Here is a 17,659-nt window from a genome sequence, read left to right on the forward strand (position 1 = left end):
CTAAGAATGTGGGTGCTATACTAAGACTGAAACAGTGGGGGATCTGATGAATAAGTAAGGAGAATACTATGGGAAAGAAAGCAAAGCAAATGGCTGCACTTTTTATGGCAGGTGCTGTGATAACAGGAATGACAGAGATGCCGCTTCGTGTATATGCCGAAGAAGAACCTCAGAAAGTCGAAGAAAAGCTGATAGAAACAGACGAATATGGAAACGTGTATGAAATAGAACCGGAAATAGGATTAGTTGAAGAAGACAAAAGTATTCGAATGGCAAGATCTTCTTCTGCCCAAATCGTCAATTTTAATACAAAAGGTGCTGTGGTTACAGAATACACAGAAGCAGAAACCGGCGCCCAGGGATATACCTGCGGTGCGTACGGTGCGGACGCTGCTTATCTTGGAACCAGCGATGGAAAAGTGCGGTTTATGCTTTCAGGCGTGATCGGAGAAATCGATCCGGATGAAGTACAGGTCGTAGATATTTCCCAGGTTGAATCCCTTAGTTGTTATCAGGTCTCATCCGGAAGACTCTATCATAATATCGTTGGAAACGTAACGAATAATGATTATAATGCCTGTCTGGACAATGGACCGGCACCAGAGTATCTTGCAGAGGGCACCGATTATTATAGTTATGACGGACATTATTTTTACACCTACGATAATTTTGAAAATATGCTGGAAGATTATCAAAACGGTGACCGTTCACATTCTGTGAATCCGTCTGCTCCATATTATAATTATTTTCAGTATCTGCCGCTTCGCAGTCAGAGCAATTATAGTGCAGATGAATTGAATTCTATCATCAATGCAAAGACTGATTCGGACTCTAAAATGTGGGATACCGGTGCACAGTTTGTGAAAAATCAGGATACATACGGTGTAAATGCCCTGATGATGGCAGGAACAGCAGCCCTTGAGAGTGGATGGGGAAAGAGCAGTATTGCAAAGGAAAAGAATAATCTTTTCGGTTTAAATGCTGTAGATACCTCTCCTGGAGAGAGTGCCAATAGTTACAAGGATGTCTCTACCTGTCTCAAGGATTTTGCGGAAACTTATATGTCGAAGCAATATTTAAGACCGGGATGTGGAACCTATAAAGGAGCCTATCTGGGTAATAAAGGAAGTGGAATTAACGTCCACTATGCATCCGATCCGTTTTGGGGTGAGAAGATCGCCAATTTGATGTGGAGCCTCGACAGGACAAATGGATCAAAAGATTATGGAAAATATTCCATTGGAATAAAGGATCTGATAAACAGTGAACATACCACACTGAATGTCAGAAAAGAAAGCAATACTTCTTCTGATGTGCTGTATAAGACAGCTGCTCAGTCACAGTATGCATTTTTACTTTTGGATAATGGTGAAGCAGCGAATGGATTTTACCGGGTTCAGAGCGATGGTGTCCTTACAGAGGGAAGAAACGGAGTAGACAGCAGTACCGGTAACTATAATTTTCAGGATATGTATGGATATGCCAGTGCAGATTACATTTCACTTATTCAGAAAGGAAACGGATCTTCTTCAAATGTGAAGCCGCCTGAAAATAACAAGCCGGATACAGGGGAAGAGGTAGAGCCGGTAGCAGTACCGGATGAAGTGAAGGATGCTTTATCTGTTTCGGCACACGTAACAAATCTTGGATGGTTAGATGAAACTGGAAATGGTGAAAAGGCAGGTACTGTAGGCCTTGGATACGCAATGCAGGCCATGAAAATGCAGATATCAGGAATTGATGGTCTGGGTATCGAATATCGTGCCCATGTGGCGGATGATGGTTGGCAGGATTATGTTGCAGACGGTGAACAGGCAGGAACAACCGGGCAGAGCAAAGCAATACAGGCAGTTCAGATTCGTCTGACAGGCGAAAAGAAAGACGAATACCAGATCTTATATCGTGCCCATGTGGCAAATGATGGATGGCAGAATTATGTCACAACAGATGAGATTGCAGGAACAACCGGAGAATCGAAGGATTTACAGGCAATCCAGATCGTATTGCTGAAAAAAGAAAAGGATGTAGATGTTGAGAATAAAGACCTCCTTTCTTACAGTACTTCTGTGCAGGATCTTGGCTGGACCGGTCAGGTGAAAAATGGAGAACAAAGTGGTACAGTAGGTTTGTCAAAAGCAATCCAAAGTATAAAGATTAATGCCAATCTTGCAGACCTTAATGTGGAATATTCAACTTATGTGCCAAATGCAGGCTGGCAGGAATATTCTGCAGATGGAAAGGAATCGACAGCAAATGACAATCCAAAAAGAATCGAAGCTATTAAAATCAGATTAAAAGGAACGCAGGCAGAGAATTACGATATTTACTATCGTGTTTATACAAGCAATTATGGCTGGCTTGGCTGGGCAAAGAATGATGAGGAGTCAGGAACTAAAGGTTATGACTGCCAGGCAGAAGCCATCCAGATCGTTGCAGGCAAAAAGGGAATGGATGCTCCCGGAAGTACAGAAAATGCATTTGTAGAGAAGGATCCGACCGTTTCTTATACTGCATATGTCAATGGTGAAGGATGGATGAGTCCGGTTGAAAATGGAGAAACCAGCGGTACAACAGGAAAGTCCTTGGCTTTAGGTGGAATCAAAGTTAATTTGCGTGATAAAGGCTACGCAGGAACCATTCTATATATGTCACATATACAGGATATTGGCTGGGACAGCTGGAAAGAAGAAGGTGAAGTAAGCGGCACCGCAAATGGCCAGAAGAGGCTAGAAGCTGTAAAAATCAGACTGACAGAAGAAATGGAAGAAAGATATGATATCTATTACCGTGTCCATGCGCAGAATTTCGGCTGGATGGGATGGGCCAAGAATGGAGAGTCTGCCGGAACCGAAGGCTATGGTTACCGTGTAGAAGCCATTCAGATTAAAATTGTAAAAAAAGGTGCACAGGCTCCGGGAACAACGGAACAGTGCTTCAGCAAAAAATGGACCTCCATCGTCTATTCTGCTCATGTACAGGATATTGGCTGGCAGAATAATGTAAAAGACGGGGCTCTTGCCGGAACTACCGGGGAAAGTAAACGAGTAGAAGCAATCAAAATATCCCTGTCAGGTCAAAAAGCAGAGGGAAGTGTGGAATATAGTGCCCATGTACAGGATATCGGCTGGCAGAAGTCTGTAAAAGACGGAGCCCTTGCCGGAACCACTGGAAAAGGAAAACGAGTAGAAGCGATCAAGATTAATCTTACCGGAACGCTTTCTGAATCATGTGATGTGTATTACCGTGTCCACGCACAGGATTATGGCTGGCTCGGATGGACAAAAAATGGTAATCCTGCAGGTACAGAAGGACTTTCAAAAAGAATAGAAGCAATCGAGATCAAAGTTGTTACAAAGGGAGATACTGCTCCGGAAATGGGCAAAGAAGCATTTGTCAAAAAATAAAAATACAGGCATCAATGGAAAGGTAGGAATATGAAAAAGTTTTTGAGAGATAAGAGCAGTCATATTATATTCATATGTGTTCTGCTTATACAGATCATTTTTATGATTTTTTATTGTGATATGAAAAAAGGATATTTTGTGGATGAGTTATGGTCCTATGGACTTTCTAACAGTTATTACCACGCACAGATCTGGGAAGATGGAGCATTAGATAATTCGGAAATCAGTCCGGATATGTTTAAGGAATATATGACAGTCAATGAGGGAGAAGCCTTCAAATTTGGATCTGTTATCTATAATCAGACCCATGATTCCCATCCACCTCTTTTTTATATGGTTTTGCATGCAATCAGTTCATGCTTTCCGGGACAATTCAGTAAATGGTTTGGTCTCATTCCTAACTTGTTGTATTATGCAGTAACAATTATATTTTTGTATAAAATAGGGAAATTAATCAAAAAAGATAAATATTTTGCTTTCTTTCCGGTTTTGTTTTTTGGATTTAGTATTGCAGCGGTAAATATGGTGACATATATTCGAATGTATATGTTATTAACCATGTGGTGTACCATTTTCGCATATGAACATTTGGAAATGATGGCATCAAGAAAAATCAAAATGAAAAATTTGATCAGTATTTTGCTTGCTACTTTTGGCGGTGTATTTACACATTACTATTTTGTGATTTTTGCATTTCCTATGGTGATCTTTCAGATGATCTGGATGATCATGCGAAAAGACTTTAAAATGACCGGAAAATATGTAGTGAGCGGAGGCGTTGGCGGAGTTTGTGCTGTTGCGTTATACCCTGCAATTCTTAAGAATCTGACGGGTACAGGAGTGAGCCATAGCCAGAAAACACTTCAGAATATGCATAATTTTTCAGATTGGACGTCACGAATCAGAAAATTCTGGGTTATAGTCAGTGAAGAGATGTTCGGCGGTGTCTTCATGCTGCTTCTGATTGTCTGCTGCCTTGGAATTCTTGCATATCTTATCACACAGGTTTTGTGGGAAATGAAGCTGCAATATCATGCAGATCACTATGAAATTGCAGTGAATAATAAAGAACACACAAAAACTGTTTATGTAAAAGTAAAAAGAGAAACATATTTGATCTGTGATATAATACTTACTTGTGCTTTTGTATTTGTTATTTCAGCAAAAATCTCGCCATGGCAGGTGAACAGGTATATCATGAATTTATTTCCTTTTCTGTCTCTGCTGTTTTGCTACCTGCTTTATTTTATCTATAAGTTATGGATAAAAAGTAAAGCAAAGATTCAGATTGCAATGGTTATTTCAATGATGCTGATAGGAGGCTTGACGTATTATGTAAATGATCCTTGTTATTTATATCCGGAAGGAGAAAATAATATTGCAATCAGTAAAGAATATGCAGATACAACATGCTTGTATGTTTATACAACGTCTTATATAATGATTAACGAAGGGTTAGAATTACAGAATTACCAACGTTTATATCAAATGTATTACAAAGATCTGGATATAAAAGTACCGGACGTTTCAATAGAAAATTCCAAATTAGTTGTATATTTGGATCGAATACTTGATAAAAAATATGATGATCTCGGTGAAAAGGTAACCATGGATCCTGAAAAATGCTTAGAAAAGATACAGAAATTAACCGGACTTAAAAATTCAAAGGAATTGTATCAGGATGAAAAGGCATATGTATATGAGTTATATAACTAAGCGGAGATTGGTTAGAGAACGGTAATATTTTGTGACAGTATTATGTTGTACAAATGGAGGTCGCTTATGAAAAAAACATGGGGATTGCAAAATTCCAGAAGTCGGATGATCGCACTGTTTATTGTAGATATCTTAAGTGTGATCCTGGATTCGTATCTGGCAATTATTTTGCGTTTTAAATTGGATAATATCTGGGTACCGGCAGAGTATATGTACAGTGTCGAGAGCTATATGGTCATCAATGTTATCACAACAGTAGTCATTTTTTTAGTACTTAATCTGTATAACAGGGTATGGTCTTATGCCAGCATGAATGAGATGCTTGCCATTCTTGGTGCAACAATGCTGTCAACGGTCTTTCAGGCTTTCGGTTTCAGTTTGTTGTATCTGCAGGTTCCGAGAAGTTATTATTTCTTCTATTTTATTTTGTTAAGTATCACAACGATCATCACTCGATTTTCTTATCGCATTTTGCATACCATGGAAAATGGATTGAAGAAATCAACCAGGCATAGCCGTAACACCATTGTGATCGGTGCCGGCGAAGCCGGAAATATGATCATCAAAGAATTAAAAAGCAGTAAATACCTGAATCAGAAGGTTGTCTGCGTGATTGATGATAATCCTTCCAAAAAAGGAAAATACATTCATGGAATCCGCATTGTCGGAGGAAGAGATAAGATTCAGGAAGCAGCAAAGAAGTATGATGCAGAAGAAATTATCCTTGCAATTCCTTCGGCAGGAACAAAAAATACCAGAGATATCTTAAGAATCTGTAATCTTACAGATTGTAAACTTAAGATATTACCGGGAATGTATCAGCTGATCAATGACGATGTAGGAGTGTCAAACCTGCGGGAAGTATCCATCGAAGACCTTCTCGGAAGAGATACTATTGAAATTGATATGGAAAGCGTTGGGCAGTATGTGAGAAATAAAAGAGTATTGGTTACGGGAGGCGGCGGCTCCATCGGAAGTGAATTATGCCGTCAGATCGCTTCCCACAATCCAAAGCTTCTTATCATTTTTGATATCTATGAGAACAATGCCTATGACATTCAGCAGGAGCTGGTTCGTAAGTATCCAAATCTGAAGTTGGAAGTACTGATAGGTTCTGTTCGAAATACAAGTCGAATTGAAAGCGTCATGGAGCATTATCGACCGGATGTTGTTTTTCATGCGGCAGCCCATAAACACGTGCCACTTATGGAAGACAGCCCGAATGAAGCCATTAAAAACAATGTGTTTGGTACTTATAAGACAGCAAGAGCTGCGGACAAGTACGGGGTAAAGAAATTTGTACTGATCTCTACGGATAAAGCAGTAAACCCTACCAATATCATGGGTGCATCGAAACGTATGTGTGAAATGATCGTACAGACCTTCAGCAAATATTCCAGAACAGAATACGTGATCGTACGATTCGGGAATGTGTTGGGAAGTAATGGAAGCGTTATTCCGCTGTTTAAAAAACAGATGGAGGCAGGAGGTCCTGTGACAGTTACGCATCCGGATATTATCCGTTATTTTATGACGATACCGGAAGCAGTTTCACTGGTACTTCAGGCGGGAGCTTATGCCCATGGCGGAGAAATCTTTGTGCTGGATATGGGAGAGCCTGTGAAGATTGCTGATCTGGCAAAGAATCTGATCCGACTTTCCGGATATACACTTGGTGTGAATATGGAGATCAAGTATACCGGTCTTAGACCGGGGGAAAAGCTGTATGAGGAATTGCTGACAAAAGAAGAGGGACTACAGAAAACAGCGAACAACCTGATTTTTATCGGCAAACCTCTTGAGTTCGATGAAGTACATTTCCTCAGCCAGCTGCGAGAGCTGGAAAAGGCAGCAATGGAAGAAAGTCCGGATATTAAAGAAAAAGTTGCAGATATGATTTCTACTTATCATATCAGACCGGAAGATAAAAAAAGAGACAGTGAGGCTTTTCAGAAACTGGTCAGTTTAGGGAGGATCAGTCATGAAGGACCCATTGTAGATGAAAAACACAGTGGTATATAAAGTGGGCAGATTTGACAAAGATGCGAGTATTTGATATAATCTTTCCATCTAAAGAAAAGTGTAGTATAATATTCTAGTAATCAGAATAAAAGTTGGTGATTCAGATAGAACTAAATATCTGTAAAACCAACTTTTTTTGAGAAAAATAGTATTAAATCAGGTTAGGAGAACAATGGACGAGAAAATATTAACAGTAACTGTCCCAAGTTACAATGTGCAGGCATATCTGGAAGACTGTCTGGAATCCTTTGTGAATTCTGAAGTCATGGATGATATTGAAGTTTTGATCGTGAATGATGGTTCCAGCGATGATACTGCAACAATTGCGGAAAGATATGTTTCAAAGTATGAAAATACGTTCCGGTTGATCAATAAAGAAAACGGCGGACATGGTTCCACCATCAACACGGGAGCTCGTGAGGCAAGAGGAAAATATTTTAAAGTTGTTGATGGAGATGACTGGGTAGACACCAGAAGCTTCATCCGACTGGTGAAACTTTTAAAAGAAATTGATGCTGATATCGTTGCATCGAATTATACCTGGATCAACCATACGACACGGCTGCCGGAAAAGAGGCAGGAATATCCGTTTGAAAAAATCGAGTATAACAAGCTCTACCAGTTTGAGAAGATTGTTGGTAAGACCATCATAGATATGCATGCCACGACTGTGAAGACGGAGCTTTTCAGGAAAGCAAATGAACAGATTGATGAACACACTTTTTATGTAGATGTAGAGTTTATTGCATTTCCGATTCCTTACGTGAAGACAGTATATTTTATGGAAGACCCTGTTTACCAATATCGTCTGGGACTTCCGGGACAAAGTATGTCCATTGAAAAGATGCAGAAGAATCTGAAGAATCATCTGCGGGTTCTTATGCGGCTCAATCAGTACTGCAAAAAAGTCGAGAAGACGGCTCCAAAGGCAAATCTGGAGTATATCAGGGAATTGACAGCAACAATCCTTACCAGTCAGATGAAAATTTATATCAGCTTTCCTCTGAAGAATGGTATGCGAAAAGAAGCAATGAAATTAGATGCATATTTTTATCATAAGAACAGAGAAGTGTATGACAGAGTAAAGAATCCGGCAGTGTTGTTTTTACGGAAAACAAGATATGCTGCATTCCCGTTAGCTGTACTTGCATTTAAAGGCCGAAGAGATTCATATTAAATTGGAGAAGAATAATGAGCGTAACAAGAGATAGGATAAATACATTTTTTAGATATAAAGATTTATTAAGAGAACTGGTAGTCAGAGACGTGAAATTAAAATACAGAAGAAGTTTTCTGGGATATGTGTGGAGTATTTTGAATCCGCTGCTGATCATGCTTGTAATGACACTGGTATTTTCCCAAATGTTCCAGCGCGGAATCGAAAACTTTCCGGTTTACCTGCTGACAGGTCAGGCATTATTTGATTTTATGAATAATGCAACCCATATGTCTATGTATTCTGTGTTGGATAATGGAGCTTTGATCAAGAAAATATATGTACCTAAATATATTTTTACCTTATCAAAAGTAACAAGTTCCCTGATCGACCTTATTTTCTCAATGGGAGCATTGATTCTGGTCATGCTGATCACCAGAGCACCGTTTTCACCATATATCCTGCTTTTTCCATTGGTAGTGATTCCGCTGTATATCTTTGTATGCGGATTGGGCTTTTTCCTTTCTGCTGCGAATGTTTTCTTTCGAGATATTCAGTATATCTACAATGCCATCACAGTAGCATGGATGTATGTAACCCCAATGTTTTACCCGATCGAGCTGCTTCCGGACTGGCTCAGAAAGCTGGTAGAATACTGTAATCCAATGTTTTATTATATCCAGTTCTTCAGAGATCTTGTTTTATACAGACATTTTACAACTCCAAGAATCTTTATTGGTTGCTGGGTAATGGCTTTTATCATGCTGTCAATTGGACTTGGTGTATTTAAGAAAACACAGGATAGCTTCATTTTATATATCTAGGAGAAGGGCGAATGAACGAAGAATATATTGTTGATGTTGATAACCTGACGATTCGGTTCAACATGGCATCTGAAAAGGTAGATAACCTGAAAGAATATGTGATCAAACTGATCAAACACGAATTGATGTTCCAGGAATTTCTTGCGTTAAAAGATGTCAATTTAAAAGTAAAAAGAGGAGAGGCATGGGGACTGATCGGAACAAACGGATCCGGAAAGTCAACGCTTTTAAAAGCCTGCTGTGGAATTTTAAAACCATACAAAGGTTCAGTTACTACAAAAGGGACCATTGCACCGTTGATTGAATTGGGTGCCGGGTTTGATATGAATATGACGGCTAGAGAAAATGTGTTTTTGAATGGAACTGTACTTGGACATTCAAGAAAATTTATGGAAGAGCATTTTGATGAAATTATTGAATTCGCAGAATTGCAGGATTTCTTGGATGTTCCGATTAAGAATTTTTCCTCTGGTATGCAGGCAAGACTTGGATTTGCAATAGCTACCATGGTGAGACCGGATATTCTCGTGGTTGATGAAATCTTATCCGTTGGTGATTACCAGTTCCAGCAGAAATGTTATGAGAGAATGGGGCAGATGTTGAGTGGAGGAACAACTCTGTTATATGTTTCTCATGATATAAATTCTGTCAGACAGTTATGTGATCATGCTATTTGGATTGACAAAGGAAATGTTCGAATGAGTGGTCTGGTAGAAGAAGTAACAACTGAATATATGCATATGAATCAGTAAGTGGTGAAAAGCATGATATTACAAAAAATTGTATGGAATCAACAGTCTGTTGAGGAACCAGAATTATACTATAAATTAAAAAACGGAATTAAGTCAGAGAGTGGAATATTGCTTAATGCAGGTGGTGAAGCAGATTTCTTGACATATATGAATATTTTTTCTGCTGAAAAATGGAGAAAGTATACAGGTATTCAATCGGTTTGTGTGTCTGTTAATTTTAAAGGAAAAATAAAGGTTGTCATATATGCCTTATCCTGCAAGAATAAAAAAGTATGTTCGAAGATAATTATGCAATTTCCAATGGAAAGCAAAGGCGAAGATTCCGTGAATACTCCAATATTTGCTTTACCGGAGAGTGGAGTAGTAGGTGTATCCATAATCGCTGAGGAGGATACAGCCCTCTATGCAGCAAGTTATATGACTGATGAAGAGAGGGAAAAGAAGGAAGTTAAGATAGGAATAGGCATTTGTACTTTCAAACGTGAGAAGTATGTTGAGCGAAATATGAAAGTATTAAAAGAAAATCTGCTTAACAATGAGAATGCCTTATCTTATGGACATTTGTCGGTATGCATATCCGATAATGGCGGTACATTAGTAAGAGAAAAAATCGAGGATGAACATATTCGCATTGTTAAGAATAAAAACCTTGGTGGAGTGGGTGGATTTACCAGAACTATGTTCGAACATATGCGAGATGATAGTATTACACATGTTTTATTGATGGATGACGATGCAGTGATTTCTCCTGAAGCGATAGAACGAACTTATACATTATTGACCCTGCTTAAAGAGAAATACAGAATGGCAGTAATCGGAGGCTCATTATTAAGAGAAGATTTGCCAACTCTGCAGTATGAATGTGGTGCCTGCTGGAATGATGGTGATATTGTTGCGAATAACCATAATTTTGACATGACACAATTAAAAAATGTTGTGATAAATGAGCAGATTCAAAAAGCAGAGTATACAGGCTGGTGGTATTCGTGTATTCCGGTTCCGTTTATTAAGGAAATGCATTATCCTTTGCCGTTTTTTATCCATAGAGATGATATAGAATATGGATTGAGGGCAAATGGGCAGTTTATTTTCTTAAATGGAATAACGATCTGGCATGAAGCTTTTGAAAATAAATTACCTGGTTTCCTGGAGTATTATGATGTCAGAAATCTGGCAATTACGAATGCAATCCATAATCCGCAGTTTGCTGCAAAGGATTTTAAAAAGATGCTTTTCGTGCAGGTCAGCAGTAATATCGGAAAATACAGATATAAATATGTGGATCTGAATTTGAAAGGTGCGGTTGATTTTTTAAGAGGTTTTAAGTGGTTTTATAATGCGGATACCTTAGGTGTGCATGATGGATTAAAAAAATATAATTATCAGTCTATGCCGGCAGAAGAATTTATAGGACATAATGGAATCAAGCCGGAAGATCTGGATCCATGTGGTAGACCGGAGGCTGAACCACCGTGTAAATTAAAGCGAATATTGATCATGTTGTCAATGAATGGTCATTTTCTGCCTGCATATAAAAACAGAGCGACAAAAGTAGCCAGACCAAATCCGAATATTTATGACTTGTTCCGCTGCAATGAGGTTGTGTATGCTGATGCAGCAGGAAATGCAATTTGTGTGAAGCGGAGCAGGATAGAACTACTAAAAGCATATATAAAAATGTTGAAAGTATTTCGATTAATAGATTTGCATTATGACAAGGTTTGTGAAGAATATAGAAAAAATCATTCGAAACTTGAAAGCAAGGATTTTTGGAGCAGTTATTTAGAGTTAAAAGAAGTACAAAATAAGGAGATGTAAACAATGGAGTTAAAATTGCAAAGTATTCTATTTCCAGATAAAGAAGAATATACAGATAATGCCGATCTTTTTTATAAGGGTGGATTAGGAATCCGTGATGCTGAAGAAAAATGTTTTGTATTTTCAAAATATAGTACATGTGATTTTGGGGCATATTTAAATGCCTTTTCTATGAAAAAATGGAAAAAACACACAAAAATCGGCAAAACGATGTTGAAGCTTGAAATTAAAGGTGACTTTGAGCTGGTTCTGTCCGGATATCATAGAATTGAGAATTCAGCAAAAAGAAATGTTTTGTTAAAGAAAGAATACCATTGCGATCAAAAAGCAGAAATTATTGTTGAGATTCCATCAAATAAGGACACATTGATTGCATTTGAACTCCGCATGTATTCAGAGTGCTGTGTATATGGTGGTGGTTATTATGCTGAGGTAAATGAAAGTGATTTCAATGAAGTGAGACTTTCAATCGCAACGACAACATTTAAAAAAGAAGACTTTATTCGTAAAAATGTTAAAATGATCAAGGATGAAATTTTAACTCAGGATGATATCATTGGAAAAAATGTTTATCTTCACATCGTTGATAATGATGAGGGTCGAGTATTGTCGGCGGAAGAATTTGAAGGTCCGCATATTTATTATCACAGAAATAAAAATGTAGGCGGTTCAGGTGGATTTACACGAGGAATGATCGAATCTATTCGCCAGAAACCAAAGGCGACTCATGTATTATTGATGGATGATGATGTTGTTGTTTTATCAGAAAGTATAAAAAGAACATATTTATTATTGTTACTGGCAAAAGAAAAATATAAAGATTATATTATCAGTGGTGCCATGCTTTGTTATGAAGAGATGGATGTTTTCCATGAAGATGTGGGATTTTTAGGAGCAGATGGAGGACAGAATTCTTCAAAAGGTCATGGAAAAATTGTAGAGATGGCTGAAATGCTTCAAAAAGAGGAAGCAAAAACGAAAAAGGCTGATTCCTATGCTGGCTGGTGGTATTGTTGTGTACCGGTAACAATGATCGAGAAAAACGGATTTGCATTACCATTGTTTATCCGTGTTGATGATACGGAATTCAGTTTCCGTAATAATGCTAAATTTATTACCATGAACGGTATTTGCGTATGGCATATGGGCTTTACTTTAAAGTTCAATTATTTCATGGAATATTATCAAGTATTCCGTAACTTTTTGATTGAAGAGGCATGTAATCCGTCCAGAAACAGAAGAGAACGTATCTGGAAACGTTTTAATGGTATGTTTTTAACGGAAATACTGCGCTTTAATTATGATGCTGCAGAAATCATTGTTGATGCAATCAGAGATTATTTAAAAGGACCTGCTTTTATTGAAACGGAAAAATGTCAGGAACGATTAAAAACAATGTCCGCAAAAAATGCAAATATGGCAGATCTTGCAGAATTTGATGAATATGGGGTGGATATTGATTCTATTTATCAAACAGATCACAGAAGTCTGAAGGATACCATTCTTTATCGTCTGACTTTTAATGGACAGTTTTTATGGCCAAAAAAATGGTTACGGAAAGGGCCGGCGGCGGTTGCTCATGACTGGTTCTATAATCCACAGAGACAATGCCTTGTAGATAGTGTCATTGCGATTAATCCAAATGCATATACTGCAGAAATCAGATATTTGGATAAGAAGAAATTCAGACAGGTCATGAAATACTATCTTGAAACAGTGAAGCGTTATAAAAAAATTCACAAAGAAGTAGATAAAGCTTATTATAACAGAAGAAAATATTTGACATCTTATAAGTTCTGGAAAGAGTATTTAGAATTAGAAAAGTATCAATAAAGATCTAAAATTTATGAAGAAAGAAGTTTTTTTATGAAAAACATGCATATCGCTTTCTCTCCTCCGGATATCACAGAGGAGGAGATAGCAGAAGTTGTGGATACTTTAAGAAGTGGCTGGATCACCACCGGACCAAAGACGAAGCTCTTTGAAAAGAAGCTGGCCGAGTATATGGGAACTAACCGGGTTGTTTGCCTGAATTCAGCTACAGCCTGTCTGGAGATGACTTTGCGTCTTCTGGGAATCGGACCTGGAGATGAAGTGATCACGACAGCCTATACCTATAGTGCCTCAGCAAGTGTTGTCTCACATGTGGGCGCAAAACTGGTTTTGATTGATGTGGCGAAAGATTCCTATGAGATGGATTATGAAAAACTGGCAGACGCTATCAATGAAAAGACGAAAGTCATCATTCCGGTAGATCTTGCCGGAATTATGTGTGACTATGATAAGATATTTGAAATTGTAGAAGCAAAGAAATCACTTTTCCATCCGGCAAATGAACTTCAGGAGAAGTTTGGCAGAGTGATTGTGGTGGCAGATGCTGCACATGCATTTGGCGCAGAGCGAAAAGGAAAGAAATGTGGACAGGCTGCAGATTTCACAAGCTTTTCCTTCCATGCGGTAAAGAACCTGACGACAGCGGAAGGTGGCGCAGTCACATGGCGCCCGATCGAAGGTGTGGATGATGATGAGATTTATAAAAAATATATGCTTTTTTCACTGCACGGTCAATCCAAAGATGCGCTAGCTAAGACGCAGCTTGGCGCATGGGAGTATGATGTTGTGGCACCTTATTTCAAATGCAATATGACCGATATCATGGCTTCTATTGGATTGGTACAGTTAAAACGCTATGATGCATTATTAGCACGGCGCCGGGAAATCATAGGAATGTATGATAAAGCACTGGAAAGTCTTCCTGTGAGTGTACTGAATCATTTTGATACAGATCATAAGTCCAGCGGACATTTGTATCTGATCCGTGTTCAGGGAAAAACACGGGAAGAATGTAATGAGATCATTACGAAGATGGCAGAGCATGGCGTAGCAACGAATGTGCATTACAAACCGTTACCGTTGTTATCTGCATACAAAAATATGGGATTTGATATCAAAGATTATCCAAATGCTTATGCTTTATTTGAAAATGCAATTACATTACCGCTTCATACGAAACTTACCGATGAAGAGGTAAAATACGTGACAGATGTATTGAAGGAATGCATCGGATAGGAATGCTGTATGAGAAAATGGGACGAACTTCCGAAGTTTATGAGAACAGACGAAGTAAAACAATACTATGATATTCTGATCAGACACGAAAAAGAATTAAGATTAAAGAGATATTTTGACATTCTGCTTTCGATGATTTTACTTGTCATTTTATCACCGATCATGTTAGTCATCAGTATTGCAATCAAGCTGGATTCACCGGGACCGGTGATTTACAAGCAGGTGCGTGTGACACAGTATGGAAAGAAATTTCACATTCTAAAGTTCCGTACTATGGTGCAGAATGCAGACAAGATGGGAACACAGGTTACGATCAGTCAGGATTCCAGACTGACACGGGTTGGAAAAGTGATCCGTGGCTGCAGGATTGATGAATTTCCGCAGCTTATCAATGTTCTTCGCGGAGAGATGAGTTTTGTTGGAACCAGACCGGAAGTTGTGAAGTATGTAAAAGGATATACGAAAGAAATGTATGCGACTCTTTTGTTACCGGCAGGAATCACTTCCAGAGCCAGCGTATGCTACAAAGATGAGGGTGAAATGCTGGAGCATGTAGAAGATGTGGATTATGCTTATATTCATGAAGTGCTTCCGGAGAAGATGAGTTATAATCTGGAAGATCTGCGCAAATACAGTCTGTGGAGAGATTTTATGACCATGTTTATGACAGTATTTGCAGTATTACGATAAGAACTACAGTATAGGAGAAATGTATGTTAGTATCAGTTTGCACGATTGCGCGCAATGAAGAAGAGTATCTTCCGCACTTGCTGGAGGATATCACAAAACAGGATTACCCGGCAGAGCAGATCGAAGTTGTGATGGTGGACAGCAGTTCAACAGATGGAACCAGACGGATTATGGAACGTTTTGCCGAAGAAAATCCGCAGTATCATAACTGCTTTGTTACGGAAAATCCGGGGAACAATCAGGCATCCGGATGGAATCAGGCAATCCGTAGTTCAACCGGAGATATTATTATCCGTCTGGACGCACATGGACGCATTCCGGAGGATTTTGTTTCCAAGAACGTAGAATGCATGGAAAGCGGAGAATATGTCACTGGTGGACCAAGACCGAATCTTCCGGAGAAGGACACACCGTGGCAGAAACTTCTACTGAACGCAGAAAGTTCGATGTTCGGAAGTGGAATCGCAGGCTTCCGGAGAGAGAATGAAAAGAAATATGTAAAGTCCATGTTCCATGCAGCGTATCGGAGAGAAGTATTTGAAACGGTTGGACTTTTCAATGAAAATCTGGGAAGAACGGAAGATAATGAGATGCATTACCGGATCCGGCAGGCAGGATACCGCTTATGCTACGATCCGCAGATTCATTCCTGGCAATATGTGAGAAGTTCGATTTCTGGAATGATGAAGCAGAAATACGGCAATGGAGACTGGGTAGCAAGAACTCTTGGTGTATGTCCTGGATGTCTCAGCATTTATCATTTTGTGCCGTTTGCTTTTGTGATTGCGATTCTTGTGACATCCATTTTGGCAACACTAAAGAAGCCATTTCTGGCGATTGCCATGTGGATCACTTATTGGTGTGGTGCAATCGGAATGGCAATTCTGTCTGTAAAAAATGAGGCGAAGCATATATGTCAGCTTTTGCTTCCGGGAATCTTCTTTTTACTTCATTTAAGCTATGGAGTGGGAAGTGTCGTCGGAATGGGAAAGATGATAAAAGATAAAATTACAAAGAAATAAAAGAGAGGATTTAGTATTATGAAGTATGATTATTTAGTAGTAGGATCAGGATTATACGGAGCAGTATTTGCTCACGAAGCAAAGAAAAAAGGAAAAACCTGTCTGGTAATTGACAAGCGTCCGCATATCGGTGGAAATATTTACTGTGAAAATATTGAAGGAATCAATGTTCACAAATATGGTGCACATATTTTCCACACATCCAACAAAAAGGTTTGGGATTACATCAATCAGTTTGCAGAGTTTAATAACTACATCAATTCACCGGTAGCGATTTACAAAGACGAGCTCTACAACCTGCCATTTAACATGAACACATTCAGCAAAATGTGGAATATCAAGACACCACAGGAAGCGAAAGATATGATCGCAAAACAGGTTGCAGAGACAGGAATCACAGAGCCGAAGAACCTGGAAGAACAGGGATTATCTCTGGTAGGAAAAGATGTATTTGAAAAACTGGTAAAAGGTTATACCGAAAAACAGTGGGGACGTGCTTGCAAAGACCTTCCGGCATTCATCATCAAACGTTTACCGGTAAGATTTACATTTGACAACAACTATTTCAATGACAGATATCAGGGAATCCCGATCGGCGGATATACAAAGATCATTGAAAAGATGCTGGACGGAATCGAAGTAAAGACAGATACCGATTACTTTGAATTTATCAAAGAAAATCCGGATATCGCAGAGAAGACACTGTTTACTGGAATGATTGATGAATACTTCGGATACAAGCTTGGAGCACTGGAATATCGTTCGGTAAGATTTGAGACAGAAGTACTTGATACAGATAACTATCAGGGAAATGCAGTTGTGAACTATACAGAAAGAGAAGTTCCTTATACACGTATTATCGAACACAAGCATTTTGAATTTGGAAAACAGGAAAAAACTGTTATCTCCAGAGAGTACTCTTCAGAATGGAAAGTAGGAATGGAACCATATTATCCGGTAAATAATGAACAGAACAATAAGCTGTTTGAAGAATACAGAAAGCTTGCAGAGCAGGAAAAGAATATGATCTTTGGTGGACGTCTTGGAAATTATAAGTATTATGATATGGATAAGGTAATTGAGGCGGCACTGGAGATGGTGGCTGAGGAATTATAAAAGGTTTGGATAAGGGCGTGTGAAAAAACGAAAGTTTTTTCATGCGTCCTTTTTCTTATAAATACAACAG

General features: G+C 38.8%; 12 protein-coding genes. All 12 read left to right on the forward strand.

Annotated features, from left to right (window positions below):
• Nucleotides 1-68 precede the first annotated feature (68 nt).
• The 12 genes from PGY05_RS07845 (at nt 69) to glf (ending at nt 17,589) form a co-directional block, all read left to right on the forward strand.
• Entirely contained in the window at nt 69-3,404 is a 3,336-nt protein-coding gene (locus PGY05_RS07845; RefSeq protein ID WP_270205538.1) for a glucosaminidase domain-containing protein, read from the forward strand.
• A 138-nt stretch (nt 3,405-3,542) separates the two neighbouring features.
• Nucleotides 3,543-5,120, forward strand: a complete 1,578-nt coding sequence (locus PGY05_RS07850) for a hypothetical protein (RefSeq protein ID WP_270205539.1) — start codon at nt 3,543-3,545, stop codon at nt 5,118-5,120.
• Nucleotides 5,121-5,186: 66 nt separating this feature from the next.
• Nucleotides 5,187-7,142: a polysaccharide biosynthesis protein gene (locus PGY05_RS07855; protein WP_270205540.1), complete on the forward strand. Its 1,956-nt coding sequence runs from the start codon at nt 5,187-5,189 to the stop codon at nt 7,140-7,142.
• A gap of 172 nt (nt 7,143-7,314) precedes the next feature.
• Complete coding sequence (locus tag PGY05_RS07860) at nt 7,315-8,319, forward strand: glycosyltransferase family 2 protein (RefSeq protein ID WP_270205541.1); 1,005 nt, start codon at nt 7,315-7,317, stop codon at nt 8,317-8,319.
• Nucleotides 8,320-8,333: 14 nt separating this feature from the next.
• Nucleotides 8,334-9,122, forward strand: coding sequence for an ABC transporter permease (locus tag PGY05_RS07865; RefSeq protein WP_270205542.1), 789 nt, complete (start codon nt 8,334-8,336; stop codon nt 9,120-9,122).
• A gap of 11 nt (nt 9,123-9,133) precedes the next feature.
• The gene (locus PGY05_RS07870; protein WP_022220078.1) at nt 9,134-9,874 is read left to right on the forward strand and encodes an ABC transporter ATP-binding protein; all 741 of its coding nucleotides are present in this window, start codon (nt 9,134-9,136) and stop codon (nt 9,872-9,874) included.
• Between the two features lie 12 nt (nt 9,875-9,886).
• A complete protein-coding gene (locus tag PGY05_RS07875) occupies nt 9,887-11,692 on the forward strand; it encodes a glycosyltransferase (protein WP_022220077.1) in 1,806 nt (601 codons plus the stop codon).
• A gap of 3 nt (nt 11,693-11,695) precedes the next feature.
• Complete coding sequence (locus PGY05_RS07880) at nt 11,696-13,525, forward strand: glycosyltransferase family 2 protein (RefSeq protein ID WP_270205543.1); 1,830 nt, start codon at nt 11,696-11,698, stop codon at nt 13,523-13,525.
• Between the two features lie 42 nt (nt 13,526-13,567).
• On the forward strand, nt 13,568-14,761 hold the full coding sequence (locus PGY05_RS07885) for a DegT/DnrJ/EryC1/StrS family aminotransferase (RefSeq protein WP_270205548.1): 1,194 nt from the start codon (nt 13,568-13,570) through the stop codon (nt 14,759-14,761).
• 9 nt (nt 14,762-14,770) lie between these two features.
• Nucleotides 14,771-15,451, forward strand: coding sequence for a sugar transferase (locus tag PGY05_RS07890; protein WP_008374631.1), 681 nt, complete (start codon nt 14,771-14,773; stop codon nt 15,449-15,451).
• Between the two features lie 23 nt (nt 15,452-15,474).
• Complete coding sequence (locus tag PGY05_RS07895) at nt 15,475-16,473, forward strand: glycosyltransferase family 2 protein (RefSeq protein ID WP_270205544.1); 999 nt, start codon at nt 15,475-15,477, stop codon at nt 16,471-16,473.
• A gap of 18 nt (nt 16,474-16,491) precedes the next feature.
• Nucleotides 16,492-17,589, forward strand: coding sequence for a UDP-galactopyranose mutase (glf, locus tag PGY05_RS07900; RefSeq protein ID WP_270205545.1), 1,098 nt, complete (start codon nt 16,492-16,494; stop codon nt 17,587-17,589).
• Nucleotides 17,590-17,659: the final 70 nt, after the last annotated feature.

The sequence above is a fragment of the Coprococcus sp. AF51-11b1 genome, from assembly GCF_027682785.1.
Taxonomy (GTDB): domain Bacteria; phylum Bacillota; class Clostridia; order Lachnospirales; family Lachnospiraceae; genus Allocoprococcus; species Allocoprococcus comes.

Coding starts and splice junctions, on each gene's coding strand:
- PGY05_RS07845 (WP_270205538.1), top strand. CDS start 69: ATGGGAAAGAAAGCAAAGCAAATGGCTGCACTTTTTATGGCAGGTGCT.
- PGY05_RS07855 (WP_270205540.1), top strand. CDS start 5,187: ATGAAAAAAACATGGGGATTGCAAAATTCCAGAAGTCGGATGATCGCA.
- PGY05_RS07860 (WP_270205541.1), top strand. CDS start 7,315: ATGGACGAGAAAATATTAACAGTAACTGTCCCAAGTTACAATGTGCAG.
- PGY05_RS07865 (WP_270205542.1), top strand. CDS start 8,334: ATGAGCGTAACAAGAGATAGGATAAATACATTTTTTAGATATAAAGAT.
- PGY05_RS07870 (WP_022220078.1), top strand. CDS start 9,134: ATGAACGAAGAATATATTGTTGATGTTGATAACCTGACGATTCGGTTC.
- PGY05_RS07875 (WP_022220077.1), top strand. CDS start 9,887: ATGATATTACAAAAAATTGTATGGAATCAACAGTCTGTTGAGGAACCA.
- PGY05_RS07880 (WP_270205543.1), top strand. CDS start 11,696: ATGGAGTTAAAATTGCAAAGTATTCTATTTCCAGATAAAGAAGAATAT.
- PGY05_RS07885 (WP_270205548.1), top strand. CDS start 13,568: ATGCATATCGCTTTCTCTCCTCCGGATATCACAGAGGAGGAGATAGCA.
- PGY05_RS07890 (WP_008374631.1), top strand. CDS start 14,771: ATGAGAAAATGGGACGAACTTCCGAAGTTTATGAGAACAGACGAAGTA.
- PGY05_RS07895 (WP_270205544.1), top strand. CDS start 15,475: ATGTTAGTATCAGTTTGCACGATTGCGCGCAATGAAGAAGAGTATCTT.
- glf (WP_270205545.1), top strand. CDS start 16,492: ATGAAGTATGATTATTTAGTAGTAGGATCAGGATTATACGGAGCAGTA.